The sequence below is a fragment of the Lactobacillus sp. JM1 genome (genome assembly GCF_009834385.1).
Classification (GTDB): domain Bacteria; phylum Bacillota; class Bacilli; order Lactobacillales; family Lactobacillaceae; genus Lactobacillus; species Lactobacillus paragasseri.
In genome coordinates, this window is record NZ_CP044412.1 from 1,851,676 (window position 1) to 1,875,804 (window position 24,129).

Annotated in this window: 21 protein-coding genes, 1 tRNA gene, 1 rRNA gene and 1 other annotated feature; of the genes, 6 read left to right on the top strand and 17 right to left on the bottom strand. The window is 35.4% G+C overall.

All coding sequences use genetic code 11. The features are described from left to right. Positions 1 to 124 precede the first annotated feature (124 nt). The 4 genes from F3I00_RS09465 to F3I00_RS09480 form a co-directional block, all read right to left on the bottom strand. Positions 125 to 628 carry a hypothetical protein gene (locus tag F3I00_RS09465; protein ID WP_159311085.1) on the bottom strand — a complete coding sequence of 168 codons (504 nt, stop codon included), beginning with the start codon at positions 626 to 628 and terminating at the stop codon, positions 125 to 127. Between the two features lie 35 nt (positions 629 to 663). Then, complete coding sequence (locus F3I00_RS09470) at positions 664 to 1,713, bottom strand: IS30-like element ISLga1 family transposase (RefSeq protein WP_024273054.1); 1,050 nt, start codon at positions 1,711 to 1,713, stop codon at positions 664 to 666. A 287-nt stretch (positions 1,714 to 2,000) separates the two neighbouring features. Beyond that, a complete protein-coding gene (locus tag F3I00_RS09475) occupies positions 2,001 to 2,735 on the bottom strand; it encodes a hypothetical protein (protein WP_020807114.1) in 735 nt (244 codons plus the stop codon). 179 nt (positions 2,736 to 2,914) lie between these two features. Further along, positions 2,915 to 4,858: a sucrose-specific PTS transporter subunit IIBC gene (locus F3I00_RS09480; protein ID WP_020807115.1), complete on the bottom strand. Its 1,944-nt coding sequence runs from the start codon at positions 4,856 to 4,858 to the stop codon at positions 2,915 to 2,917. 236 nt (positions 4,859 to 5,094) lie between these two features. On the opposite strand from F3I00_RS09480, the gene F3I00_RS09485 reads away from it, so the two are divergent. Then, the gene (locus F3I00_RS09485; RefSeq protein ID WP_065169712.1) at positions 5,095 to 6,564 is read left to right on the top strand and encodes a sucrose-6-phosphate hydrolase; all 1,470 of its coding nucleotides are present in this window, start codon (positions 5,095 to 5,097) and stop codon (positions 6,562 to 6,564) included. Positions 6,565 to 6,574: 10 nt separating this feature from the next. Beyond that, complete coding sequence (locus F3I00_RS09490; RefSeq protein WP_020807117.1) at positions 6,575 to 7,561, top strand: LacI family DNA-binding transcriptional regulator; 987 nt, start codon at positions 6,575 to 6,577, stop codon at positions 7,559 to 7,561. Between the two features lie 39 nt (positions 7,562 to 7,600). On the opposite strand, the gene F3I00_RS09495 is transcribed toward F3I00_RS09490, so the two are convergent. After that, entirely contained in the window at positions 7,601 to 8,377 is a 777-nt protein-coding gene (locus F3I00_RS09495) for a tyrosine-protein phosphatase (RefSeq protein ID WP_020807118.1), read from the bottom strand. Positions 8,378 to 8,593: 216 nt separating this feature from the next. Here F3I00_RS09495 and thiD point away from each other — a divergent pair, with 216 nt between their 5' ends. The 3 genes from thiD (at position 8,594) to F3I00_RS09510 (ending at position 11,537) form a co-directional block, all read left to right on the top strand. Then, the gene (gene thiD, locus F3I00_RS09500; protein WP_020807119.1) at positions 8,594 to 9,412 is read left to right on the top strand and encodes a bifunctional hydroxymethylpyrimidine kinase/phosphomethylpyrimidine kinase; all 819 of its coding nucleotides are present in this window, start codon (positions 8,594 to 8,596) and stop codon (positions 9,410 to 9,412) included. Between the two features lie 72 nt (positions 9,413 to 9,484). Then, the gene (locus tag F3I00_RS09505; RefSeq protein ID WP_003651816.1) at positions 9,485 to 10,168 is read left to right on the top strand and encodes a type 1 glutamine amidotransferase; all 684 of its coding nucleotides are present in this window, start codon (positions 9,485 to 9,487) and stop codon (positions 10,166 to 10,168) included. After that, the gene (locus F3I00_RS09510; protein WP_020807120.1) at positions 10,149 to 11,537 is read left to right on the top strand and encodes an APC family permease; all 1,389 of its coding nucleotides are present in this window, start codon (positions 10,149 to 10,151) and stop codon (positions 11,535 to 11,537) included. The genes F3I00_RS09505 and F3I00_RS09510 overlap by 20 nt, the downstream gene beginning before the upstream one ends. 59 nt (positions 11,538 to 11,596) lie before the next feature. Here the strand turns inward: F3I00_RS09510 and F3I00_RS09515 are convergent, their stop codons facing one another. Next, positions 11,597 to 12,490 (bottom strand): DMT family transporter, encoded by an 894-nt coding sequence (locus tag F3I00_RS09515; RefSeq protein ID WP_020807121.1) that lies wholly within the window; start codon positions 12,488 to 12,490, stop codon positions 11,597 to 11,599. A 116-nt stretch (positions 12,491 to 12,606) separates the two neighbouring features. Beyond that, positions 12,607 to 12,847: a binding site (T-box leader), on the top strand. A gap of 60 nt (positions 12,848 to 12,907) precedes the next feature. Here F3I00_RS09515 and asnA point away from each other — a divergent pair. Beyond that, entirely contained in the window at positions 12,908 to 13,918 is a 1,011-nt protein-coding gene (asnA, locus tag F3I00_RS09520; protein WP_003651821.1) for an aspartate--ammonia ligase, read from the top strand. Between the two features lie 29 nt (positions 13,919 to 13,947). Here asnA and F3I00_RS09525 read toward each other — a convergent pair whose 3' ends face one another. The 11 genes from F3I00_RS09525 to rrf all read right to left on the bottom strand — a co-directional run bounded on the left by F3I00_RS09525 (position 13,948) and on the right by rrf (position 24,100). Continuing rightward, a complete protein-coding gene (locus F3I00_RS09525; RefSeq protein WP_020807122.1) occupies positions 13,948 to 15,168 on the bottom strand; it encodes a CPBP family intramembrane glutamic endopeptidase in 1,221 nt (406 codons plus the stop codon). 94 nt (positions 15,169 to 15,262) lie between these two features. Then, positions 15,263 to 16,663 (bottom strand): APC family permease, encoded by a 1,401-nt coding sequence (locus tag F3I00_RS09530; protein WP_020807123.1) that lies wholly within the window; start codon positions 16,661 to 16,663, stop codon positions 15,263 to 15,265. Positions 16,664 to 16,680: 17 nt separating this feature from the next. Continuing rightward, positions 16,681 to 17,406: a gamma-glutamyl-gamma-aminobutyrate hydrolase family protein gene (locus F3I00_RS09535; RefSeq protein WP_020807124.1), complete on the bottom strand. Its 726-nt coding sequence runs from the start codon at positions 17,404 to 17,406 to the stop codon at positions 16,681 to 16,683. 161 nt (positions 17,407 to 17,567) lie between these two features. Further along, positions 17,568 to 18,950, bottom strand: coding sequence for an amino acid permease (locus tag F3I00_RS09540; protein WP_020807125.1), 1,383 nt, complete (start codon positions 18,948 to 18,950; stop codon positions 17,568 to 17,570). Next, the gene (locus F3I00_RS09545; RefSeq protein WP_020807126.1) at positions 18,940 to 20,331 is read right to left on the bottom strand and encodes an amino acid permease; all 1,392 of its coding nucleotides are present in this window, start codon (positions 20,329 to 20,331) and stop codon (positions 18,940 to 18,942) included. Before F3I00_RS09545 ends, F3I00_RS09540 begins: the two co-directional genes overlap by 11 nt. A gap of 157 nt (positions 20,332 to 20,488) precedes the next feature. Next, the gene (locus tag F3I00_RS09550; RefSeq protein ID WP_003649885.1) at positions 20,489 to 20,851 is read right to left on the bottom strand and encodes a DUF956 family protein; all 363 of its coding nucleotides are present in this window, start codon (positions 20,849 to 20,851) and stop codon (positions 20,489 to 20,491) included. Between the two features lie 62 nt (positions 20,852 to 20,913). Continuing rightward, positions 20,914 to 21,843 carry a PTS system mannose/fructose/sorbose family transporter subunit IID gene (locus F3I00_RS09555; RefSeq protein WP_003649884.1) on the bottom strand — a complete coding sequence of 310 codons (930 nt, stop codon included), beginning with the start codon at positions 21,841 to 21,843 and terminating at the stop codon, positions 20,914 to 20,916. 28 nt (positions 21,844 to 21,871) lie between these two features. Next, positions 21,872 to 22,675, bottom strand: a complete 804-nt coding sequence (locus tag F3I00_RS09560) for a PTS mannose/fructose/sorbose transporter subunit IIC (RefSeq protein WP_003649883.1) — start codon at positions 22,673 to 22,675, stop codon at positions 21,872 to 21,874. A gap of 21 nt (positions 22,676 to 22,696) precedes the next feature. Continuing rightward, on the bottom strand, positions 22,697 to 23,695 hold the full coding sequence (locus F3I00_RS09565) for a PTS sugar transporter subunit IIB (RefSeq protein WP_020807127.1): 999 nt from the start codon (positions 23,693 to 23,695) through the stop codon (positions 22,697 to 22,699). 202 nt (positions 23,696 to 23,897) lie between these two features. After that, positions 23,898 to 23,970 (bottom strand) — tRNA-Asn (locus tag F3I00_RS09570). A gap of 13 nt (positions 23,971 to 23,983) precedes the next feature. Beyond that, positions 23,984 to 24,100: ribosomal RNA gene (gene rrf, locus F3I00_RS09575) — 5S ribosomal RNA — on the bottom strand. Between the last annotated feature and the right edge of the window lie 29 nt (positions 24,101 to 24,129).

The following is a 24,129-nucleotide window of genomic DNA, read 5'->3' on the forward strand; positions in this document are numbered from 1 at the left end:
ATTGATACTATTCCAAATATTACAGCTAATAAATTATCTCTATTTTTAACAATTAGTATTGCTGTTGGTCCTATACAACAAAATAGATAACTTACTTCTAATATAATTTTATTTAAATTCATTTTCATTTAATAAGTCCAATAATTGGAAAAATACTATTTATTACAAAAATAATTATGATAAAAATTATCAGTTTTCTAGAATTTACAACATATTTTTTTAGTTTTGAGTATATATCTATAGAAATAAAGAAAAATAAAATAATGCTACAAATATTTTGTTCTATTTTGCCAAATGGTCTATGTGACAATACTAAATACACAGCATAACCCACATTATAAACACCGTAATAAAAGAAATATGATTTATAGAAAATTTCTTTTACTTGTTTGTTAATTTTAGAATTATTAAATAATTCTTTTAAAACATATCTAGATACAAAATATGTTCCCAAAACTGAAATAAATATAGTAGCGAATAGTATTGCTGCATATACAAAAGCATATTTTATATTTTTAACAGGTATCAGCTCAGTTTGAATTGTAAGAATCATTCTCCATACAATTATTGAATATAGCATTACTACTTCAACTGGCCAGAACCATTTATTTTCTTCAAAAATAGACAATTCGTAAATTGCAATAATAAATTGAACACTTTTGGTTAAGCTGCTTGATAGATTCGATCTAATTCTCTTTCAAAGATTTCATCTGGTGTATGATAAGCTAAGATCTTTCTTGGCAATGAGTTGCACCAGGTTTCAATATCAATGATATTTTGTAAAGAATAGTTAGCTATTGCTTCTCCTTTAGGAATGAATCTGCGAATAAGACCATTGTGTCTTTCAACTGTTCCCTTATCACAAGAAGTGTAAGGATGGGCATAGTAAACCAGTGTATTGGATGCTTCTTCTAGGTTGGACAGATCCGCAAATTCTGAACCATTATCAGTGGTAATAGTTTTAAAAATATCATTCCAGTGTTCACTGTATTGTCTTTGGAGTTCTTTAAAGGCTTGCATGACACTGATAGAAGTCTTGTCGGGAATACGAATAATTAAGAATTCACGACTCATGCGCTCAGATAAGGTTAACAGCACTTCATCATCTTTAGTCTTATGTCCAAGAACCAAATCGCATTCCCAATGACCGAATTCATTACGTTCACTAATTTCTTTTGGACGTTCTTCAATACTTCTGCCAAGCTTTTTCTTGTTTTTGCGAACACGATGAAGCTTGGTATTGCGTTTAAGCTTCTCAGGCAAGTCGTAATTATAAATGCCTAATAAGCCCTTATCAACGTAATTATAAAGAGTTTTGGTGCAGACAACATCGCTGCTAGAGAATTCGCCAGCAGCAGTGGCACGATTACTGCAAACATCAAGCGACCAACCGTCTTTAAAGAAATGTTTGTGGACATAGTGAATAAATTGAGTTTTTTTGAGAAAGTCTGATTTGCGCCCACAATTTTTACGATGAGCTTGATATACATCATGTCCTTGAGTAGCCTTGTATCTTTTGACTTTACCATGATACAGTTTTACAGTGCCACGTTTAATCTCATAACTGATAGTAGAAGGAGAACAGTTGAGTTCACGAGCAATTGCACGCAAAGAGCAGCCATCTTTCAAACGCAATTGAATAATAACTCGCTCTTCAAATGATAAATGCTTTCCTTTAACGTGCTGGTTCATGGTAGAATGTAAAGAGTCCATTTTGACCTCCAATAGAAAGTTTTTGTGGTTATTAACATTCTATCAAACAGGTCCGAATGGACTTTTTATTTTTCTAAAGTGTTCAATTTGATTTTACAATCAACGAAAATAGACAATTTTTCTTTCATATATATTTTTTTACACCTAATAACCTATGAAATTATAACGGGAAACTTGGTAATGGATAATACATATTTTTCTCCTTTCAAACAATTGAATTACATATTACATTGTCCATAATATAAACTTATTGAACTTACGTCAGCGAAGTGTCTATCATGACACAATTAAAATGCTATATAGGCTGTAATCGACTCCATCCCATGTCTTTCAAAAAAGTCTAAAATCTTTTTTGCTTCTAATTTTTCTTCATTAAAAAGATAGCCATAATAATCTGCCATCACTTTAAAAAATATAGTTCTTGGCTCAACCGGTAACTTATACAAGAAATTTCTCAATTTGCTTATCATCTCAAAATTTCTATCATGTTTTAAGAACATTATGTTTAAATAATTAACCATTATTCCTCCAAGTATTTCTTGAATTTTCCTGCTGGCTTTATCTATTTCCTTATACTTTCTTAAAATCATATTTAGTTCATACTCAATCTCTGATTCATTAAACAGAGATATAGCCATAGCAAACAAGCGCAAGTTATCTTCTCCCCACTCATCTATATTAAGTATTAGTTTCTTAATCATTGCTTCTTCTTTGCATGATAGTTTATTCTTTTTAAAAAAGTTCTCTAAAAGAAGAGCATGAGCATAAGCATTTCTATATTGATAATCTTCAGCACAGATTTTTCTTATTTCTACAATTTTTGAAAGATTTTGTTCATAATATGCATTTCTTAACTGCTCTAAATACTTTTGGCTTTTCTCCTTACTTTCTACACCTTTAAAGAAATCGGAAATATTAACTTTATTTCGTTCAAGTATTTCAATTAGATCTTTTGCGTTAATTTCATGTAATCCTCGTTCAATTTTTGAATAGTATGATTTTGTTAAAATGTCCCCTACCATCTCTGTTTGGCTTAGTCCTAATTCTAATCGTATTTTTTCAATTCTTTCCCAATCTGCATTATTTCCATCTCTTTTCTAAGTTAATGATATGTATTATATAATTTCAGTTCTAAATTTAGAACAAAAAATAAGCTCATCCCCACACGGAAATGAGCTTATTTTGATTTAATCATCAATAATTATCTCTTAGTAACTGCGATTAAATCGTCGCCATGTTTCTTGTCTACGCCATCAATACGTTGAACATTTGCATAGCTAGCTGTGTTAGTAATAACAGTCATAACAGTTGTGTCATATCCTGCTTTATTCACAGCATCTAAATCAACAGTTCCTAACTTTTCACCTTTTTCAACATGTTGGCCTTGTTTTACATCGCTAGTAAAGCCTTCACCCTTCATGTTGACAGTGTCAATACCAATGTGAATCAAGACTTCTGCACCTTCATCAGACTTAATTCCGTAAGCATGCTTAGTTTCGTAAGCAACGGTGATTTCACCAGTGACTGGAGAATAGATAGTTCCTTCACTTGGAACCATAGCAGCACCCTTACCCATTGCTTCAGTTGAGAAGACTGGATCTTTAACATCTTTTAAGCTTTCTGCCTTACCGGAAACAGGTGCAGCAATTACTTCATCATGTAATTCTTTATCTTCTTTGATAATTTGATCAGCCTTTTCTTGTTGTGCAACTTGATCACCAGCTGATTCAACAGTACCAGATTCTTCGACTACATCTTCCTTGAAGTGGCGCTTACCATATACAAAAGTTAAAGCAAAAGCAACAATGAAACTAATTGCTACTGAAAGTGCCCACATTGGAATGCTCTTTGGCACCATTGATAAGAAGCCAAGGAAACCAGCTGAACCAAGAGCAGCAGCAGTAACATGCATTAAGCCAGCAAAAGCGGCACCTACACCTGCACCAATTAAAGCACAGAAGAATGGGAACTTGTACTTCAAGTTAACACCAAACAATGCTGGTTCAGTAATACCAAGTAATGCAGAAACACCAGATGAACTTGCTAAGCCCTTAACTTTTTCATTCTTAGTCAAGAAGTAAACCGCAAAAGTAGCAGCACCTTGAGCAACATTGGCCATACATGCGGTAACAAAGATAAAGTCACCAGAACCACGGCCACGTGCATATTCAGCTAAAAGTTGAGTTTCAACTGCTGGGAAGCTTTGGTGAAGACCGGTAGTAACAATTGCTGAGTAAGATAAACCAAAGATACCCATACCAAAGGCACCAGTTGTGTTATATAACCAAACAATTGCAGCAGTAATTGCATCTGACACACCTTTAAAGACTGGTCCAATAATTGTGAAAGTTAAGAAACCAGTAATCATGATTGAAAGAAGTGGTGTGAATGTGAAGTCAACTGCTGATGGTAACCACTTGTGGAATCTCTTTTCTAAGAAAGCTAAAAGCCAAACAGCTACTAAAACTGGGATAACTTGGTATTGGTAGTTAGTTTGAGAAACATGTAAACCAAAGATGTCCCAATATTTACCAGCCCCACCTAAAGCAGGCGTGGTCATAATCATACCAATAGTTGCACCTAAGAATTGGTTAGCTCCAAAACGTTTAGCCGCAGACATACCAACTAAGATAGGCATGAAAATAAATGGAGCAGCCGACATTACCTGAATGATCTCAGATAGTCCCTTAACGTTAGGCGCCATTTGAACAACTGATTTTGCTCCGAATAAACCTGGAGAAGTTAAGAAGTTGTTCAAAGCCATTAACAAACCACCAGCTACTAAAGCTGGAATAATAGGAACAAAGATGTCAGACAAAAGTTTAATAAAGGCCATTACTGGATTAAACTTTTGATCCTTTTGAGCAACTTTCTTTAAGTCGTCAGTTGAAAGTTCTGATAGACCTGTCATTTTAATTAATTCATCGTAGACGTTGTTAACATCCCCAGGTCCTATAATAATTTGAAATTGACCATTAGTTTTGAAAGTTCCCTTGATATCTGGATCGCTATCAAGCATCTTCATATTTACTTTACTATCGTCTTTTAAGACTAAACGTAGACGCGTAGCACAGTGAGCAGCGGCTACTAAGTTGTCGCGACCAACAGCTTCAATGACTGTTTCAGCAACTTTTTTGTGATCCATGTCTGTCTCCTCCTCAAAATTGTGTAAGCGTTTTTAAATATTTTACATATATTATGATAGCGCATTCTAGTTTTATGTCAAGCGCTTATCATAAAAATATCAGCATTTTGATACTTTCTTGCCATTTTCAAGGTATGTTATCAATGAAAGTACTGCTATTCGTTTGACATACATAATATTTTTAGTTACTATCTCTATATAAGAATGCGTTTACATATTCAATGAGGTGAATAGTTATGGAATGGACAAGAGAACAACGTTATCGTAAATACAAAGATTGGGATGCACAGACCTTATTAGATCTCCAAGCTCAAGCAGCAACTTCCCCGTATCAGATGCACTATCATATCCATCCACTTTCAGGATTACTAAATGATCCTAATGGTTTTTCTTACTATAATGGCGAATATCATTTATTCTGCCAGTCATATCCTTTTGGTCCAGTTCACGGAGTTAAATCGTGGATTCACTTTGCTTCTCCTGATCTAGTTCATTGGCATTATTTAGGACCCGCAATTGATCCCGATAGCGACTTAGACAATGCTGGAGCATATTCCGGTTCAGCAATGGAACATAACGGGAAACTTCTATTAATGTATACGGGTAATCACCGCGATGAAGACTGGACTAGAATTCCTTATCAAGTAATTGCCGAAATGGATGAAAATAATCACATTACTAAACCTGATAAGGCAGCAATCTTACCACCAGATCATGTTAGCGAACATTTCCGCGATCCACAATTATTTAAACATAATGGTAAGTATTATGTTTTACTTGGTGCTCAAGATGCTAAAACTAAGAGCGGTCATATTGATATTTATGAATCAGATGATCTTGAAACTTGGCATGAAAATGGTTATTTAGACTTAGGTAAAGACGAAATGGGCTACATGATTGAATGCCCTAACTTAGTTTTCGTTGACAACTATCCTGTTTTAATTTTTTGTCCTCAAGGTTTAGATAAATCAATTGCCGACTATCAAAATATTTATCCAAATATGTACTGGATTGGCAAAGATATTAACTTAAGTAAAGCCCAATTTACTCCGCTTCAAGATCATCCAGCTAATTTAGATGATGGCTTTGATGTATATGCCACACAAGCCTTTAATGCTCCAGATGGAAATGCTTATGCCATTTCTTGGGTAGGTTTACCCGACTGTACTTATCCAACTGATAAAGAAAATTGGGCTAATTGCTACAGCCAAGTTAAACGTTTAGAAATTAAAGATGGCGTGTTATATCAACATCCTGTAGACGCAATCAAAAATTTACGTCATAATGAAAAACAGCTCAATAATGAAAAAATAATTAGTCAAAAGGCCGGTAAACAATATGAATTAAAACTTCACTTAGCTGCTGGTCAAGCTGGAAAATTACATCTAGCTTCTAATGAGGATTTATCTGCAAGTTTAGTAGTTGACTTCAATACAGCTCAAGATGCTAAATTAACGATTGATCGTGCTTCAAGTGGTCCAGCTGTTAACCCAGATTACGGTGCAACTAGAACAATTGAACTTAATGCCAACCAAGACTTAGATCTAGATATTTTCGTAGATGGCTCATTATGCGAAATTTTCATCAATGATGGTCGCCATGTTGCAACTTTACGATTCTTTGCACCAAGCTCAAATCAAAAAATTGCCTTTGACAAAGATACCAAGTACACAGGACGATTATGGAGCATGAATTCTATATTATAGGAAGATGACAATGGTTAAATTAACCGACGTAGCTGCTAAAGCAGGCTGTTCTGTAACTACCGTTTCACGAGTAATTAACAATTATGGCTATATTAGTCAAAAAACAAGAAAAAAAGTTCACGAGGCAATGAGAGAGCTGAACTATCAACCAAATTCTGTTGCCCGTTCTCTTCAGGGAAAGAAAACCAAGCTTATTGGTTTAATTTTTCCAGATGTATCTAATCCATTTTTTGGTGAATTAGTTTCTAAAATTGAAGATCAATTATTTAATCATGGCTACAAGACGATCCTTTGCAATGCTGGTAGTGATACAGAGAAGGAACGTACCTATCTGCAAATGCTCATGGCTAATCAGGTAGATGGGATTATTGCTGGCGCTCATAATCTGGGCATTGAAGAATATCAAAGAACGGGTTTGCCAATCGTTTCGTTTGATCGTAAACTCTCAGATAACATTCCAATTGTTAGTGCCGATAACTTCAAGGGTGGCAGTTTAGCTACTCAAGAACTTTATAATCATGGTGCCCGCCATATTTATTTTGTAGGAAATCCAACTCTAGATGGGCACCCTACGCAAAAGAGATTGCTTGGCTACAAAGAAACAATCAAGGAATTGCAATTAACGGAACATATTCATCCAGTAATTTTTAATGAAACTCTTGCACTAAAAGAAATGGCAATTAAAGACTTACTGGAGAATCATAAAGTAGACGGGATCGTAGCATCTGACGACCTTACTGCTCTTTTGATCATGAATATTAGTCACGAATTAGGAATTAAAATTCCTAAAGATTTAAAGATTATTGGATTCGATGGAAGTAAAGTAGTACGTGATTTTGAACCACGTCTGTCTACGATTGTTCAACCTATTCCTTCAATTGCACAACTACTTGTTAAGCTTTTAGAAAAGCGAATCGACAATCCTACTGAAAAATTAGATAACTATACATACTACTTGCCAGTAGAATTACTTAAGCACGAATCTAGCGGAAACTAAGAAAAAGACTTTAGACATTTTTAGTGTCTAAAGTCTTTTTTACTCCAAATACAATTTCCTAAAATCTTTCAAATCCTGCTTTGAAAAACCAAATTCCTTCGTAAAATAATTTTCAAAACCACCATACCCAGCATCAATTGTTTGCGTAATTCCTTTAACAGCCATTCCCTCTCCTTCAGTAACATTCATTCGATTAATCATTTTAATCATCTCAGAATCACTTGGGAGCTGCTTTTTAAGGCCAAAAGTATACAACTCATTAGTTAATAAATAGTCGCGTGCAATGGTATGCTCGTCAATTCCAAGTCCTTTTAAAATTAGAGCTGTTGTCATCCCTGTACGGTCTTTTCCAGCACTGCAATGATAGACTAAGGCTTCATTTTCAGGCAAAGTAAGTAATGCTGCAAATACGCGTGCAAAAGCTTTTTGACTAGCTGGGCTCAAAATCACATTTTGATAAATCTCGCCTAAATAACTGTCAACTTTAGGAATGTGATGCAAAAAGCGATAAAGCTTATGACTATCATTAACAAAATTACCACTGCTATCTTCCGCATAGACATGACAATCCAAAACTTCAACACCCTGCCATTTTCGATCTGGCGCCATTACTTGTTCATTGCTAGTCCTTAAATCACAGTCTACTGTGACATTCATTTTTGCTAATTTTTCTTCGTCGCGTTCAGTTAAGCTGCTTAATGAGTCAGAGCGATAAATTTTTCCCCACTTCACATGTTTACCTTCATTATTTTCATAGCCACCGATATCACGAAAATTTACAGTACCGTCAAAAGTAATTAAGCGATTATGTTCCATAGCTTCTCATCCTCTATCTTATTGTCTCTCATCTTATATTCTAGCTTATTTTCTTAAGGAATTAAGTATTTAAGACTTAGGCACTTACTTTATTTACAAAATCTCTAGCGATAGTTTTAGACATAAATACAGAACACTTTCACTTTGTTAGTTTCTTATCTATAATTAATAGTAATAATTTACCAGTAAATAACTTTCAAGGAGGATTGCACAATAATGTCAAATGAACACATAGAAGCTCTAACAATTGCTGGTCATGATAGTGATGGTAGCGCTGGGATGCCAGCTGACTTACATGCCTTTTACGCACGTGGCGTTTATGGTATTGGTCTCTTAACTGCTGCCGTTGCTGGAAATTCGCAAGGAATTTTTGCTCAACAATTAATGCCATTAGATTTTATTCAAAAGCAATTCGATGTCTTAAATGATGATTTCAAAATAAAGGCCGTTAAGACTGGAATGCTTGCTAATAAAGATATTATCGATGTAGTTGCTAAAAACTTAAAACATTATCAAATGCAAAATATTGTACTTGATCCAGTGATTATTACTAAACATGGTGCCACCCTTTTAGCAGATGATGCATACCAAGCATTTCTAAAAAAATTAGTACCACTTGCCACAATTATTACACCAAACTTTTTTGAAGCACAAAAGCTAACCGGTCTTGAATTGAAAAACGAGTCTGAAATCAAGCAAGGCGCTAAAATGTTACAAAAAATGGGTGCAAAAAATGTTTTAATTAAAGGCAGTCATCATAATGACAGACAACCAGAAGTTAAAGATTACTTACTGTTAGATGACGGCTCAGACGAATGGTTAACCAAGCCTTACTTTAAGACTGATCGAGTTAACGGTACAGGAGATACTTTATCAGCAGTAATTGCAGCTGAACTTGCAAAGGGTAATGATGTCAAAACTGCGGTTAAAATTGCCAAAGATTTCACCTATGAGGCACTTTCACATCCCATTAACGTTGGTGCAAAATATGGTCCCATTAACCATCTAGCTGCTCAAGAAGAAATGCAACAATAATTTTTACTAACTAGGATTTAAGACAATTTTAAGTTATACTTTGAACATACAATTTAAATAGGGATGATAATTATGGCAGATAAAACAATTAAAATTGCATACTTATATGAAGACTTAATGAATACTTATGGAGATTCAGGTGACGTCAAAGTAATTCGTTACTTACTTGACAAACAAGGCTATCAAACTGAAGTTGATAACATTTCTCTAGATGACAAATTCGATGCTAACGACTACGACTTTTTATTCTTTGGCGGCGGTCAAGACTTTGAACAAACTGTTGTAGCTAAAGATCTGCCACGTCACAAAGAAACAATTGAAAATTATATCAACGCTGGCAATCCAATGCTTTGTATCTGTGGTGGTTATCAATTAATGGGGGATTATTACAAGACTAATTCTGGGATTACAATCAAAGGCTTAGGTATTCTGCCCCTTCATACTGTTTTTAAGGCTGATAAGCGGATGATTGGCGATACTCGTTACATGACTGAATGGGGCGAAGTAAAGGCCTTTGAAAATCACTCTGGACAAACTTACTTTGATAATACTGATATGCTTCATCCTTTCGGCGAAATGATTGAAGGCTATGGTAATAACCCACAAGATAAAGTTGAAGGCTTACGTTACAAGAACTTTATTGGTTCATATTCTCACGGACCTTTACTTCGAAATACAAATGTCGCAAATGCGATTGTTAAGATGATTTTAGAACGTCACAAGGAGCGTACTGCTAATGAAGTTGAATCCGTTTAGAAAAGAAAGCCTCAAGCGTTATTTGGGTACTGATAAGCACTTTGCCAAAACGCTTGGGGCTTTTGACTTATTAACTATCGGTATTGGCGCAGTTATTGGTACTGGAATTTTTATTTTACCAGGTACTGTTGCCGCTAAAGAAGCTGGCCCTGGTGTAACTTTATCATTTTTAGTTGCAGCTTTAGTTTGTACTCTAGCAAGTATGTGTTATGCGGAACTTTCCTCTAGCATCCCAGTCGCTGGCTCAGCCTATTCCTATGGAAATATTCTTTATGGAGAAGTCATTGGCTGGATTCTAGGCTGGGCACTGATTCTAGAGTATATGCTGTCCGTTGCGGCTGTTTCTGCTGGCTGGGCTTCTTATTTTAATTCGCTGCTCCATAGTTTTGGTTTACATATACCACATCATTTTGAAGGACCGTTTGATCCCCTAAATGGTACGTACCTAAATTTATGGGCGGTTATCAGTGTTTTATTAATTGGAATTTTACTCTCACGTGGAATGAAAACATCCATGAAATTTAATAATGCAGCAGTTTTAATTAAGATTGCTATTATATTTATATTCATTGGTGTTGGTTTATTTTTCATTAAACCGAAAAATTATCAACCTTTCACTCCCTATGGTACAACTGGTGTTTTACGTGGCGCTACAACGGTCTTTTTCGCCTTTCTAGGCTTTGACGTTGTTTCATCCTCAGCTGCCGAAGTTAAAAATCCTAAGAAAAATATGCCAATTGGAATCATTGGTACCTTAATTGTGGCAGCCCTTCTTTATATGGGAGTATCAGTTGTTTTAACTGGAATGGTAAACTACAAGCAGCTAGATGTAGCAAATCCCGTTGCCTACGCTTTAAAATTAGTTAACCAAGGATGGGTAGCTGACCTCTTATCAATTGGAGCAATTGTGGGAATGAGTACAATGATGCTTACCATGATCTATTCAAGTTCACGCTTAATTTATTCTATTGGCCGTGATGGATTATTGCCAAATTTTTTAGGAAAAATTGATAAGCATGGACTTCCAGAAAATGCTCTGTGGATTGTAACCATCGTTATTGCTTTAATGGGAGGGTTATTTTCACTAGAAGAACTTACTAGCTTAGTTTCAATTGGAACGTTACTTGCCTTTACTTTCGTATCTTTTGGCGTCATTTTATTGCGCAGAAGAAAAGATATTCCTGAAGGCGACTTTAAAGTCCCATTTTACCCAATAATTCCAATTCTTTCTGGCCTAGCCTGCATTGGAATGATGTGCTTTTTATCAGTTAAAACTTACATTTTTGCTGGTATTTGGTTCTTATTTGGATTATTTATTTACTGCGTTTATGGATATAAGCATAGTAAGATTAGTAAGAAAAATAATTAGTTAGAAAAAAGCTTAGTTACTGCGCAAATACGTGTGCTATCAAGTAACTAAGCTTTTTCTTATCTTTTATGTTTGGGTTCCCAGTTAAGGGCTAAAACGGCACAAATAATCATAATTGACCCAATCCAATCAATTGGCGCCATCACCAATCCAAAAATAATTACAGAACCAATTGTAGCTGAAACCGGCTCAAAAGCATCTAACAAACTAGCAGTTGATGGTTTAATATAGCGAAGCGAGCCCATCATCCATTGAAAAGGAATTAAGGTACCTATTACAATCACGCCAGCCATCAGCCAAAAAATATTAATATTGTTTGGAATCTTCGGCCATACAGGATGTGCAAGTGCCAAAGCTATTCCTGAAAAAAGTAATCCCCAACCTGTAACTACAAGACTTGAAGTATGATCAAGCAATCTACGTGGAATCAAAGTATTAGTAGCTACTCCGACTGCAGAAATAAGGCCCCAGAATAAGACTGATGGGGTCAAAGATAGTTGATTAAAATGACCATGTGTAGCTAAAAAGAAAACACCTAAAAAAGCGACGATAGCTGCAATAACATCTACTGCCCGCAATACTTGGTGTTCAAATACTACCATATAAAATAAGACAAAAAATGGCCCAATAAACTGTAAAACGGTCGCAACTGAAGCATTTGCCTGTTGAACCACGATAAAGTAACAATATTGCACAGGCAATAAACCTAATAACCCATAAGCAATAACGGTAATCGCATCTTTCTTATCAGTCATTGTTTTTAATGGCTTTTGCCCAGTTACCTGGGCAAAAATCAAAAGCAAAATTCCACTTAATACCATTCTTACCTGAGAAATCCAAATCGGCGTTATACTTGCACTGATATTAAAGAGTCCCTTAGCAAATAAACCCGAAATCCCCCAAAAAACACAAGCTAAAGCAGCTAAGCATGTCCATAATCTTTTTTTCGTCATATCTTTCCAACTTTCCTAATCTTATGCAAAACTCATCATAACATACTGCAAAAAAATTATCTTTTTTCTCTTGCTTTTTCAAAGTAAATCGATTTAAATATAATTAATATAAAAATTAAAAAGCAATGAAGAGACGAGTAGATAATTTTATTCTTTCAGTGAATTAGCGTTAGTGAGAAGCTAGTAGACCCTGAATTATCGAATAACACTTTTTCGCTGTGCTGCTAGCCTAAATTACAGTAAGCTACGCCGTCATCGGTACGTTATCAAACCGAGGAGCATGCTTGTGCTCTATTAAGCTGGTCTATTTTTAGACAATTTAGGTGGTACCGCGGAAAAAAGCCTTTCGTCCTGAGAACATCAGGAGTGAAGGGCTTTTTCTTTACTCTTAATATTTTTTCTAAGGAGTACATAATTATGACATTGATATTACCTAAGGACTACCAACCAAGTCTAACCATTCGTGATACTGAAGCCGCAATTGTTTTCATTAGAGAAACTTTTCAAGACAAAATTGCTGAAAAATTAAATGTTCAACGAATGTCAGCACCAATGTTTGTTGAAAAATCTACTGGATTAAACGACAACTTAAATGGTGTTGAACGCCCCGTTTCTTTTGATATGAAAGCTATGCCTAACGATACAATTGAAGTAGTTCATTCACTAGCCAAATGGAAACGTCTGGCACTTAAGCGCTACGGATTTGGAATGCATGAAGGTCTTTACACTAATATGAACGCAATTAGACGTGATGAAGACTTAGATAATTTCCACTCAATTTACGTAGACCAGTGGGATTGGGAAAAAATCATTTCCAAAGATGAGCGTAATATCGATACCTTAAAAGATACTGTTAAGCAAATCTTTAAAGCAATCAAAGAGACAGAAAAAGAAGTTGCAGCCCGCTACCCTAGCTCTACTTATCGTTTACCTAGCGAAATTACATTTATTACTACGCAAGAACTCGAAGACCGCTGGCCTGATTTAACACCTGATGAGCGTGAAGATAAAATTGCTAAAGAGAAAAAAGCTGTATTTTTAATGAAGATTGGGGATAAGCTAAAACGTAGTGGTAAGCCACATGATGGTCGCGCACCAGACTACGATGATTGGCAATTAAATGGTGACCTCTTATTTTGGTATGAACCTTTACAACGTAAATTAGAAATCTCTTCAATGGGAATTCGTGTCAGTGAAGAATCACTAAAAACGCAACTAAAAAAAGCCCATGCCGAAGAAAGAGCAGCTTTGCCATTTCATAAAATGCTTTTAAACGGAGAGCTTCCTTATACAATTGGCGGAGGAATCGGACAATCTCGTTTGTGCATGCTTTTACTCGGAAAAGCCCATATTGGAGAAGTTCAAGCTAGCATCTGGCCTCCAAAAATGATTGAAAAATGTGAAGCAGCTGGAATGCAAATGTTATAAAAAAGGAGTATCGGTTGATACTCCTTTTTTTAATACATTAAATTATTAGTTACTGGTTGTAAGATACGCCTACTATTTTCCTGCATTACTAACTTTCGTTTTCCCGTAATCATCCACAAATAAATGCATACCGGAACGACTACTGAAATAATGGCAACTAACCATTCACCTGTGCTCCCATTCCAAGTACCAGGTTGATCTCCATTTTCTTGTAAAAAGATCAAAAAATCCATAAAGAAGTGCATCAACATTGTCAGCCATAATTTACCAGTATATAAATAAGCAATCGCAAAAAACAATCCTATTCCAAATGCAAATGTAACTTGAGCAACAGTTGGTGCCAATTTTTGCCATCCCAAATTATCGAAATGAAGTAAGCCGAAAAACAAAGCACTGATAAAAATAGTTATTGGGACCTGCCATTTGCTCTTTCTCAAAGCATATAGCAATATGATAATCATTAAGTATCGATTCATTTCTTCCATTAACCCAGCTTCAGCTGCTTCGCTAAAACTATTTAGAGTAAACTTCATTGGATCAGCATGATAGGAAAAAAGGATAGAAAATAGATTATTACCCTGTCCACCAAATGCATTCCACAAAATATCAACAATCCCAAAAGCAATTAAAAAGACCAATACACTGTTAGAGAAATTAATTGATCTGTGGAATTTCAAATTGAAGTTAAAACTATAGCCCCATCCCTGTGCTAAAAAACAGCCTAAAATGATATAAGCTACGGCAGCCCAAAGACCAGTTGATATAATAGTATTAAAGAATTTATTTCCCGGGATATGACCTAATGTGCTAGCTTCCATTACATTTTCCATCATTAAAAAGACAAGAATTATGCGTGGAATAATCCAATTAACATCCCCAGCTATTGCGATGATAAAAGGCACTAACCATACTAAGCCGATTAGTAAAAAGACACTTGCTACTAAAATCCCCATTTGTGGCCAAGTTTTAGCTACTGCATTCATTAGTTCAATCCAGCCGCCTAAGGACAATAACGGCCAAAAGATAATCATCAACCATCGATTGAAAGTATCAACTTTTGGTGGCTTTTTCTGCCAAAGAACTAGTAGTAACATCAAAACTAACACTGGCGAGAAAAAGATTAATAAAAATACTTCGTTATGTTGCACCCATAATTGATGTCTCAAACCTGGATTAAGATAGAGAAAAATATAAAAAATTATACTTAGGACTAATTCCGCAATTAATGCATAGCGTGCTTTTTCTTTCATGTGGTTTAACTTCTTCCTAGTATTACTAACATACTCTCTTCAGTATACAAAAAAGGACTACCTAAGCCAAACTGCCTAGTAGTCCTTTCTTAAATTATTTACTAGCCTTACGATCTTTTCTAGAGATAATGAACATAATTAATGGTAAAACAATAAATCCAAAAATCATCATTGCTATTGCATACCAATTAATTCCAGTTACTTGTCCACTTGCATTAACCACACCAAATTGTGCTTTCCAGTTATATTCAACTAATAAGAAAATAACTAAGACGATTGAAAGAATTGGAACAACAATATCAGTCCATATGTTCTTCTGGGCATCTAAGACAGGTTCTGCAGTCTTTCCACGATAAAATTGGATAACTGCTAACGGAACTACAATGAAGCCTAGAAAACGTACCATTGCACTTAATGTAATCAAGTTAACCATGTTATATTCAAATGCCATTGGAATTAAAATTGCAAGTAATACTGAAATAAAGAACGTTCTAATTGGAAAATTATTCTTGGTTCTCTTAGTTAAACTCTTTGAAAATTGGTTTTCACGCGCCATAGCTTCCAAAATTCTCGGAGCATTAAAGCTAGAAGCAACGTTAATACCAAACATTGAAATTAAAGCACCTACTAGAATAACATCCCTTAAAATCTCATTTTTAAAAATTGCTGCAATCGCTACAACCTGCTTAGTTGTCATCAAGGCCTTAGGATCAAGCACCATCGCAACTGCAACAACACCAATATAAACTATCGCAATTACGATGATTGCTAAGGGAATAGCACGTGGTAAATTCTTAGCTGGATTTTTCATATCCTCTGAACCAGAAGCAACGGATTCAAATCCAGTAAAGGCATAAAAAGCTGATACAATTGCCATTACAAAGCCTGTAGTAGTTAAAGTTGGCACAATCTTTTGACCATTTTGAGTAATTTGATCTACTTCATTTAAGTTGCTTGAAGCCCCAGTCATAATTAATAATACTACTCCAGCAACAATAATTAATACTAAGGCAGCTAACTTACCAAGTGTTGCTAAATTCATGACATACTTAACAACCTTTTGACCAAATAAGTTAATGATCGTAATAACAGCCATTAAGATCAAAAAGCCAATGGTCACACTCATCGTTTTGTTTGGATTACCACCAAAAATAGAAATTGTTGATTTGATAACCCCAACTGCCATAACACCCCAAGCTACACTTGCAGAAAAGTAACGTAAAATCCCCATATAGAAACCTACATTATTTCCAAAAGCTGCCTTTGAATATGCATAAGCAGCACCAGATTTAGTTACATATTTTGCAGCCGCCGCAAAAGAAACAGCTAAAATAGAAGCAAAAATTGCCGCTATAAAGTATACAATTAACGCTTTTGATCCAGCCTGTTGAACAACGCTACCTGGCGTCAAGAATATTCCTGAACCAATAATTGAATTAATGGCTAAAAGTACAATCGACCAAAAGCCTAATTTACTTGTTTCATTCTCATTCATCTATTATTAACTTCTCTCTACTCTCTTTTTGCATTATCAATAATATGTTTAAATAAGTTATTTTGATAAGAAACAACGCGGTGAAGCATTTCAGGATGCCATTGAACAGCAATCACTGAAGCATCTTTATTTTCAATTGCTTCTACTACTCCATCAACACAACGAGCTGAAACCTTAAACTCAGGTGCAACATCTTTAATTAATTGATGGTGAAAAGAATTTGTCTGTATTTTTTCTTTTCCCAACAATTCAGCAATCTTAGTTCCTGCAACTGTTTCAACAGTATGAGTAAGTAAAGTTGGCGTTTGTCCCTGATTGTGTTTTAAAGTTTTTCCTTTTCTATAGCTTAAGTCTTGGTATAACGTTCCCCCGTGATACACATTTATTATTTGCACTCCACGACAAATTCCTAAAACAGGGACCCCGTTTTCTTCAGCTAACTTTAACAATAGCATGTCAAATTGATCTCGTTCAGGCCAAATATCTCCTAATTTTTGTTCTGGTTCTTCCTTATAATTATGAGGATCAACATCATGTCCACCAGATAAAATTAGACCCTGCACATTTAAAAGTTGTTCCTTAATCACTTCTTCATTTTCATTAAAGGGAATAATATAAGGAATTCCGCCATTCTGGATAACAGAATCAACATAATCTTCATTAACATAGCTACGACGATAACCTGGAAAAATACCACTATCATCAATGATTACAGAACCAGAAATGCCAATTATTGGTTTCATGTTGCACTCTCCTTTAACTTACTTTTTACCAGTTAGATTTAATTATAGAGTATATATTCTACTACGTAAATACCACAAGTTAAAATTAGCACTTTTTTCTCACAGTTCACTAATTTTTTGTTTCAATAAAAAAATCATCCTTTTACAGGATGATTTACAAGCTATTTTTTCTTTCGGTGCTTAATTGCATAAACAATTGCTGCTAATACTAGGACACCGGCTCCCACAGCAACAGAAACTCTAGTTTCTGGATTAATAAACATAAAAATAACGATTATTAGCAACATTACAAAGGCAAAATAATTTGAATATGGGTATAGCGGTAGCTTAAATGGATGTTTATTCATCAAATGAGCATTACTTTTTCTAAATTTTAGTTCAGCAATCAAAATTACAAACCATGCTACCATCCCTGGTAAAACTGAAGAACTATAGACGATGACAAATAATTCTCCCATTGATTTATTCATTGTTGAGACAATTAGGTTTAAAACGAAGCCGAGTAAAATACCAACAGTAATACCAATAATTGCACGATCAGGAACAATATGCTTTGATAGCTTACCAAATATCTTTGGCGCTTCTCCTTCATGAGCCAATTTAAAGAGCATTCGACTAGAGGAATAGATTCCAGAATTTGCACCCGATAAGGCTGCTGTTAACACAACGAAATTGATAATCCCTGCCGCTGCTGTAATTCCGACCTTAGTAAAAGTTTCTACAAATGGTGACCCAATATTACTTAGCTGGTTCCATGGATAAATGGTGACAATAACAAAAATTGCTCCAACGTAAAAAATTAATATACGCCATAAAACAGACTTTACGCTCTTCACTATTGCTTCTTGCGGATTTGCAACTTCTCCAGCTGAAATTCCAATTAATTCTATTCCTTCATAAGAACCTGCAATAATTGCCATTGAAAAGAAGAAGCCTTTCATTCCACCCGTGAAGAAACCACCATGCGACCATAAATTACTAAAACCAAGTGGTTTTCCATGATTACCTACACCAAGTAAAATTACCAGCAAACCCAAAATAATCATTAATATAATTGTTACCACTTTAATCATTGCAAACCAAAATTCTAAAGCTCCATATGCTTTAGCACTAGCCAAGTTTGCTAATAGCAAGAAAGCAATAATAATGATACCCGACCAAAACACACTAACTTGGGGCCACCAAAATTTTAAGTATTCTGTAGCAGCGACAACTTCAGAAATACCAACAACAACGTACTGAAAAACATTGGCCCATTCTGCCAAATATCCGGCTAAAGGAGAAATATATTCTGTAGCATAATCAGCAAATGAACCTGTTCCCGGACTAACATAGAGCATTTCGCCAAGTGCCCGCATTACAATATATAAAATTAACCCCACAAACATATACGCTAATAATACTGAAGGTCCTGTCCATTTTATAGTTGAAGTTGATCCCATGAACAAGCCAACACCTATTGCCCCACCGAGAGAGATCATTTCCATTTGGCCTGCAGTCATGGATCTTTTTAATTTAGGAGGATGATTTTTCTTATTTTCCATCAACACCATCCTTTCTATGACGAATCAGATATACAATTGTAGCTATAATTAATACCGCTGCTCCAACTAGTACAGAAATCCGAGTTTCTGGATTAATAAGCATAAATACTACAATAACAATTAACATTAAAAATGCGAAATAATTAGAAATAGGATATAGCGGCAACTTAAACGGATGATCAACTAGCAAATCTTGATTATTATGTCTAAATTTTAGTTCTGCAAGTAAAATTACAAACCATGGAATCATGCCTGGTAACACTGAGGACGAGAACACGATTACAAATAAATCCTGCGTAGATTTATTAATCGTAGCAGCAATCATATTTACAACAAATCCAATCAATATTCCCCCGGAAATACCTAAAATTGCATGATTAGGGACAATACGCTTAGATATATGACCAAATGTCTTAGGCGCATCCCCATCATGAGCTAATTTAAAGAGCATACGACTAGATGAATAAATTCCAGAATTTGCACCTGATAATGCGGCCGTCAAAACCACAAAATTAATGATACTTGCTGCTGCTGTAATTCCTACTTTGGCAAACGTAGTTACAAAAGGTGATCCAATACTGCTTAATTCATTCCATGGATAAATGGTAACAATGACAAAAATTGCTCCAACATAAAAAATTAGAATTCTCCATAAAACGGATTTGACGCTTTTTATGATTGCTTCTTGTGGATTAGCAACTTCACCAGCAGAAATTCCAAGTAATTCTATTCCTTCGTAAGAGCCAACGATAATTGACATTGAAAAGAAAAAGCCTTTTACGCCACCAGTAAAGAAACCACCATGTGACCATAAATTGCTAAAACCAGTTGGTTTTCCTCCATTACCTACACCAAAGAAAATCACAATGAAGCCCAAGATGATCATCAAAATAATAGTTACAACTTTGATCATAGCAAACCAAAATTCAAGAGAAGCATATGCTTTTGCACTTGCTAAATTTGCTAAAACTAGAAATAAAATGATAATTATTCCCGACCAAAAGACATTAACCTTGGGCCACCAAAATTTTAAATATTCAGTTGCCGCTACCACTTCAGACATTCCAACAACAATATATTCAAATACATTAGCCCACTCTGCTAGATAGCCAGCTAATGGATGCACATACTCAGTTGCATAATCAGCAAATGACCCAGTACCTGGATTTACATATAGCATTTCTCCTAAGGCACGCATTACAATGTATAAAATTAAGCCGACAAACATATACGCTAATAAAACGGATGGTCCCGTCCATTTTATTGTAGAGGTAGATCCCATAAATAATCCGACCCCAATTGCACCGCCCAAAGATATCATTTCCATTTGACCAGCAGTCATAGAACGCTTTAACTTCGGAATTGACTTTTTATTTCCCATTACTTAATGCCACTCCTATAAAAAAAACTAGCAGTCACTCGAGAGCTAGTTTTAAATATCAACAAATTGATTAATGTCATTTTAATACAGGTAAGCAGCAATTCCAAGAACTTTTTGACAAAAAATAAGGAACTCAGTCCTAAAACCAAGTTCCTTTTTAATTTCGTGTAAAATTACGTTTGATCTTTTGCCAAATTGTAAGAGCTCTTCTCATATTGTTTGCTGGAACATGCTTTCGAATAGCACGCAAAGTTGGCTTTACATGTCTTGCAGCAAAGATAAAACTACCATTTTTTTTAGTGCAAATCTTAAATCGTGGAATATATTTTCCACCAAAATATACATCTGCTACTACAACAGTTACTTCGTTCCAAGGAATCTGAACATAATCATTAGGATTGTTATCACTATAGAATTCGAATCCCTTGTCACCAACAAGAATTTTTCCATATGTAGGAATTCCTCTAAACCAAGTCGCAGTATCAACATATTCTGATTTTGTATTTAGTGATTGAACCATATAAAAACCTTTTCATATATAAGAAAAACGGTCTAGAGCAGACCGTCTTTTACTTATTATTGTTATAGTAAGCCAATTACGTGACCTAAAATACCAACAACGAAGATACCAATAATAATAACAATTGGTGAAACTTTCTTCTTTAGTAACCACATACATAAGAAAGTTAATAGCAATGCAGCAAGACCAGGAATTAAACTATCTAAGTTTTGTTGCAAAGTTGTTTCCTTAATTTTATCTAAGGCCATACCATTACCTAAATTATATTCAGATAATGCTTTGTGAATACCTTCTGCTCCCTTTGGAAGAGCGTTCCAATCGATGTAAGCACCCTTTTGAAGTGGAACACTTGAAACAACTGGCTTAAAGTTAATCGTTACCCAACGTTCAATTAAGGCACCGATAACAAACATACCCATCATTGAAGCACCACGAGTGATCTTTTGTAATAAACCACCTGAAGCATCTTCAGTAATCTTAGTACCAGCTTTGTAACCCATTTCTTGAGTGTACCATAAGAATGCCATACGAATTACATTCCATAATACAAAGAATAAGATAGGACCTAAGATGTTTCCGCTCAAAGCAAGTGAAGCACCTAATGATCCAATAATAGGACGAACTGTGTACCAGAATACAGGATCACCAACACCAGCTAAAGGACCCATCATACCAACTTTAACACCTTGAATGGCGGTGTTATCAACATCAGCACCATTAGCCTTATCCTCTTCTAGAGCAAGAGTAACACCAATAATAGGTGATGCTAAGTAAGGGTGTGTGTTAAAGAATTCCAAGTGTCTCTTTAATGCAAGAGATAAATCCTTCTTTTCTGGATACAATTTTCTTAAGGCGGGGATTAAACTGTATGCCCAACCACCGTTTTGCATTCTTTCATAGTTCCATGAACCTTGAAGGAAAGTAGAACGCCACCAAACCTTAATACGATCTGATTTACTTAAAGTTAATTTCTTTTTTGCAGTTTCAGTCATTTATAATTAGCCTCCTCTCGCTCAAATTTTAATAGTCATCCAGGATGTCGCCCAATGGGTCGCCTGAACCAGAATTAGAGTTATTATTGTTTCCACCCTTAGAACCTTCAAGAGCAAGGTACATAATAGCAAGTGAAATACCAATACCACCAAGAGCGATCAAAGTTAATTCCTTAACAGCTGCTAAACAGAAACCAATAATGAAGAATGGCCATACTTCACGGCTAGCCATCATATTAATAACCATTGCGTAACCTACGGCAACAACCATACCACCACCAATGGTCATACCTTCGTTCAACCATGCAGGCATTGCGTTTAAGCCAGCACGAACAACGGAAGCAGGAATGGCAAGTAATAAAGCTGCTGGAATAGCAATTCTTAAACCTTGTAAAGCAACAGCAATCATTTGCCAACGATCAATAGCTTTCCAGTTAGCTTCTTCTGCTTTTCTATCCATAATATGAACAATGGCAACTGAAATAGTACGAACTAACATAGTTAAGAATAATCCAGCAACAGCCAATGGAATAGCAATACCAATAGCAGTACCAATACCCTTTTGTCCTTGTCCACCTTGTACCAAAATAATAGTTGAAGCAACAGATGCTAAAGCAGCATCAGGCGCAACAGCAGCACCAATATTAGCCCAACCTAAAGCAATCATTTGTAGTGAACCGCCAAGAATAATACCTATAGTTAAGTTACCAGTAACTAAACCAATTAAAGTACATGCCACTAGAGGTTGATGGAATTGGAATTCGTCAAGAATCCCTCCCATACCTGCAAAGAAGGCAACGATCACTACCAGAATCATCTGAATAGCATTCATTTATAAAAATCCCCCTATAATTTATTTCTTTTCATCAACTAATTTTTGAGCTTTTTCCAAAAGTTCATCCATATTTTGCTTACCATCAGAAGGAACTTTACGGACATCAAACTTAACGCCCAAATCTTTTAATTTTTTATATGCATCAATATCTTTTTGATCCATTGCCAAAACAGTATTGACATTAACTTTACCATCGCTATAAGCCATGGAACCGATATTCAATTCTTTGATATCCATTCCACCTTCAATAGCTTTAAGCGCGTCTTCTGGATTTTCAAATAAAATTAATGCTTTAGTATTTCCAAACCGTGGATCTTTTACTACTTTAAGCATTTTATCGATTGGAACAACGTTTGCAGGTACACCAGCTGGAGCGGCTTCCTTAATCATTGTCTTACGAATTTTATCCTTAGCAACATTATCTGAAACAACAATAATCCGATTTGGATTCATTGCTTTAGTCCAACCAGTTGCAACTTGACCATGAAGAAGACGTGAATCGATTCTAGCTAAAACATATTTAATGTGGCCATCACCGATAACGGTGCCTTCTGGAATTGCACCTTGTGGATGTGCGTCAGAACTAGAAGCTGATTTAGCAGTAGTCTCTTTAGGCATAAGAGATTCAGGTTGCGTCTTAATTCCATCACGACCTGGCTTAACAATGGCTTTGGCAATATCATGGGCATTATCACTTCCCATTCTTTGACCTAAAGCTTCAATAACCATTGGTAAGTTCATACCAGAAACAATAGCCCAAGTATCTTCATGTTCTTTAACAAGATTGTTTGCTTGGTTAAATGGCGTACCTCCCCATAAATCGATCAAAAACAAGACTTGGTCTTGATCATCAAAAGAAGCAACCGCCTTTTCCATCTTAGCTCTAATATCATCAGGACCTTCATCCGGCTTCAAAATCACATGAGCAAGATTTTCTTGCTTACCGAAAATCATCTCAGCAGATTGAAAAATTCCATCAGCAAAGCCACCGTGACTAGCTAGGACAATTCCTACCATTTGATTTCCCCCTTAATCAAAATATCTTCACGAATACTTTATAGCGGAATAAATGTATACGTTTACTTTTAATATCATACCATTTTTTTGCTGAAAATGCTTGCATAATAGCAAAAAAATTCAAAAAATAATATCTATACAGAATAAAAAAGAGAGAATGAAAATATTTTCGTTCTCTCTCTTTCATTTCTTCATTTACTTACTCCGGCTGTCAGACTCGAACTGACGACAACCTGATTAACAGTCAGGTGCTCTACCAACTGAGCTAAGCCGGAATATTAAAAAAGAGCACGGCGACTGCCTACCCTCGCAGGCAGTTTCCCACCAACTACTCTCGGCGTTAAGAAGCTTAACTTCTGTGTTCGGCATGGGAACAGGTGTATCCTTCTTGCCATCGCCACCGTACTCTTTCTGAGCTTTTACACTCAAAACTG

Bases quoted from the DNA above. Each gene is read 5' to 3' on its own strand.
- F3I00_RS09470 (WP_024273054.1), bottom strand. From the start codon at position 1,713: ATGGACTCTTTACATTCTACCATGAACCAGCACGTTAAAGGAAAGCAT.
- F3I00_RS09475 (WP_020807114.1), bottom strand. From the start codon at position 2,735: ATGGTAGGGGACATTTTAACAAAATCATACTATTCAAAAATTGAACGA.
- F3I00_RS09480 (WP_020807115.1), bottom strand. From the start codon at position 4,858: ATGGATCACAAAAAAGTTGCTGAAACAGTCATTGAAGCTGTTGGTCGC.
- F3I00_RS09485 (WP_065169712.1), top strand. From the start codon at position 5,095: ATGGAATGGACAAGAGAACAACGTTATCGTAAATACAAAGATTGGGAT.
- F3I00_RS09490 (WP_020807117.1), top strand. From the start codon at position 6,575: ATGGTTAAATTAACCGACGTAGCTGCTAAAGCAGGCTGTTCTGTAACT.
- F3I00_RS09495 (WP_020807118.1), bottom strand. From the start codon at position 8,377: ATGGAACATAATCGCTTAATTACTTTTGACGGTACTGTAAATTTTCGT.
- thiD (WP_020807119.1), top strand. From the start codon at position 8,594: ATGTCAAATGAACACATAGAAGCTCTAACAATTGCTGGTCATGATAGT.
- F3I00_RS09505 (WP_003651816.1), top strand. From the start codon at position 9,485: ATGGCAGATAAAACAATTAAAATTGCATACTTATATGAAGACTTAATG.
- F3I00_RS09510 (WP_020807120.1), top strand. From the start codon at position 10,149: ATGAAGTTGAATCCGTTTAGAAAAGAAAGCCTCAAGCGTTATTTGGGT.
- F3I00_RS09515 (WP_020807121.1), bottom strand. From the start codon at position 12,490: ATGACGAAAAAAAGATTATGGACATGCTTAGCTGCTTTAGCTTGTGTT.
- asnA (WP_003651821.1), top strand. From the start codon at position 12,908: ATGACATTGATATTACCTAAGGACTACCAACCAAGTCTAACCATTCGT.
- F3I00_RS09525 (WP_020807122.1), bottom strand. From the start codon at position 15,168: ATGAAAGAAAAAGCACGCTATGCATTAATTGCGGAATTAGTCCTAAGT.
- F3I00_RS09530 (WP_020807123.1), bottom strand. From the start codon at position 16,663: ATGAATGAGAATGAAACAAGTAAATTAGGCTTTTGGTCGATTGTACTT.
- F3I00_RS09535 (WP_020807124.1), bottom strand. From the start codon at position 17,406: ATGAAACCAATAATTGGCATTTCTGGTTCTGTAATCATTGATGATAGT.
- F3I00_RS09540 (WP_020807125.1), bottom strand. From the start codon at position 18,950: ATGGAAAATAAGAAAAATCATCCTCCTAAATTAAAAAGATCCATGACT.
- F3I00_RS09545 (WP_020807126.1), bottom strand. From the start codon at position 20,331: ATGGGAAATAAAAAGTCAATTCCGAAGTTAAAGCGTTCTATGACTGCT.
- F3I00_RS09550 (WP_003649885.1), bottom strand. From the start codon at position 20,851: ATGGTTCAATCACTAAATACAAAATCAGAATATGTTGATACTGCGACT.
- F3I00_RS09555 (WP_003649884.1), bottom strand. From the start codon at position 21,843: ATGACTGAAACTGCAAAAAAGAAATTAACTTTAAGTAAATCAGATCGT.
- F3I00_RS09560 (WP_003649883.1), bottom strand. From the start codon at position 22,675: ATGAATGCTATTCAGATGATTCTGGTAGTGATCGTTGCCTTCTTTGCA.
- F3I00_RS09565 (WP_020807127.1), bottom strand. From the start codon at position 23,695: ATGGTAGGAATTGTCCTAGCTAGTCACGGTGGCTTTGCTGATGGAATT.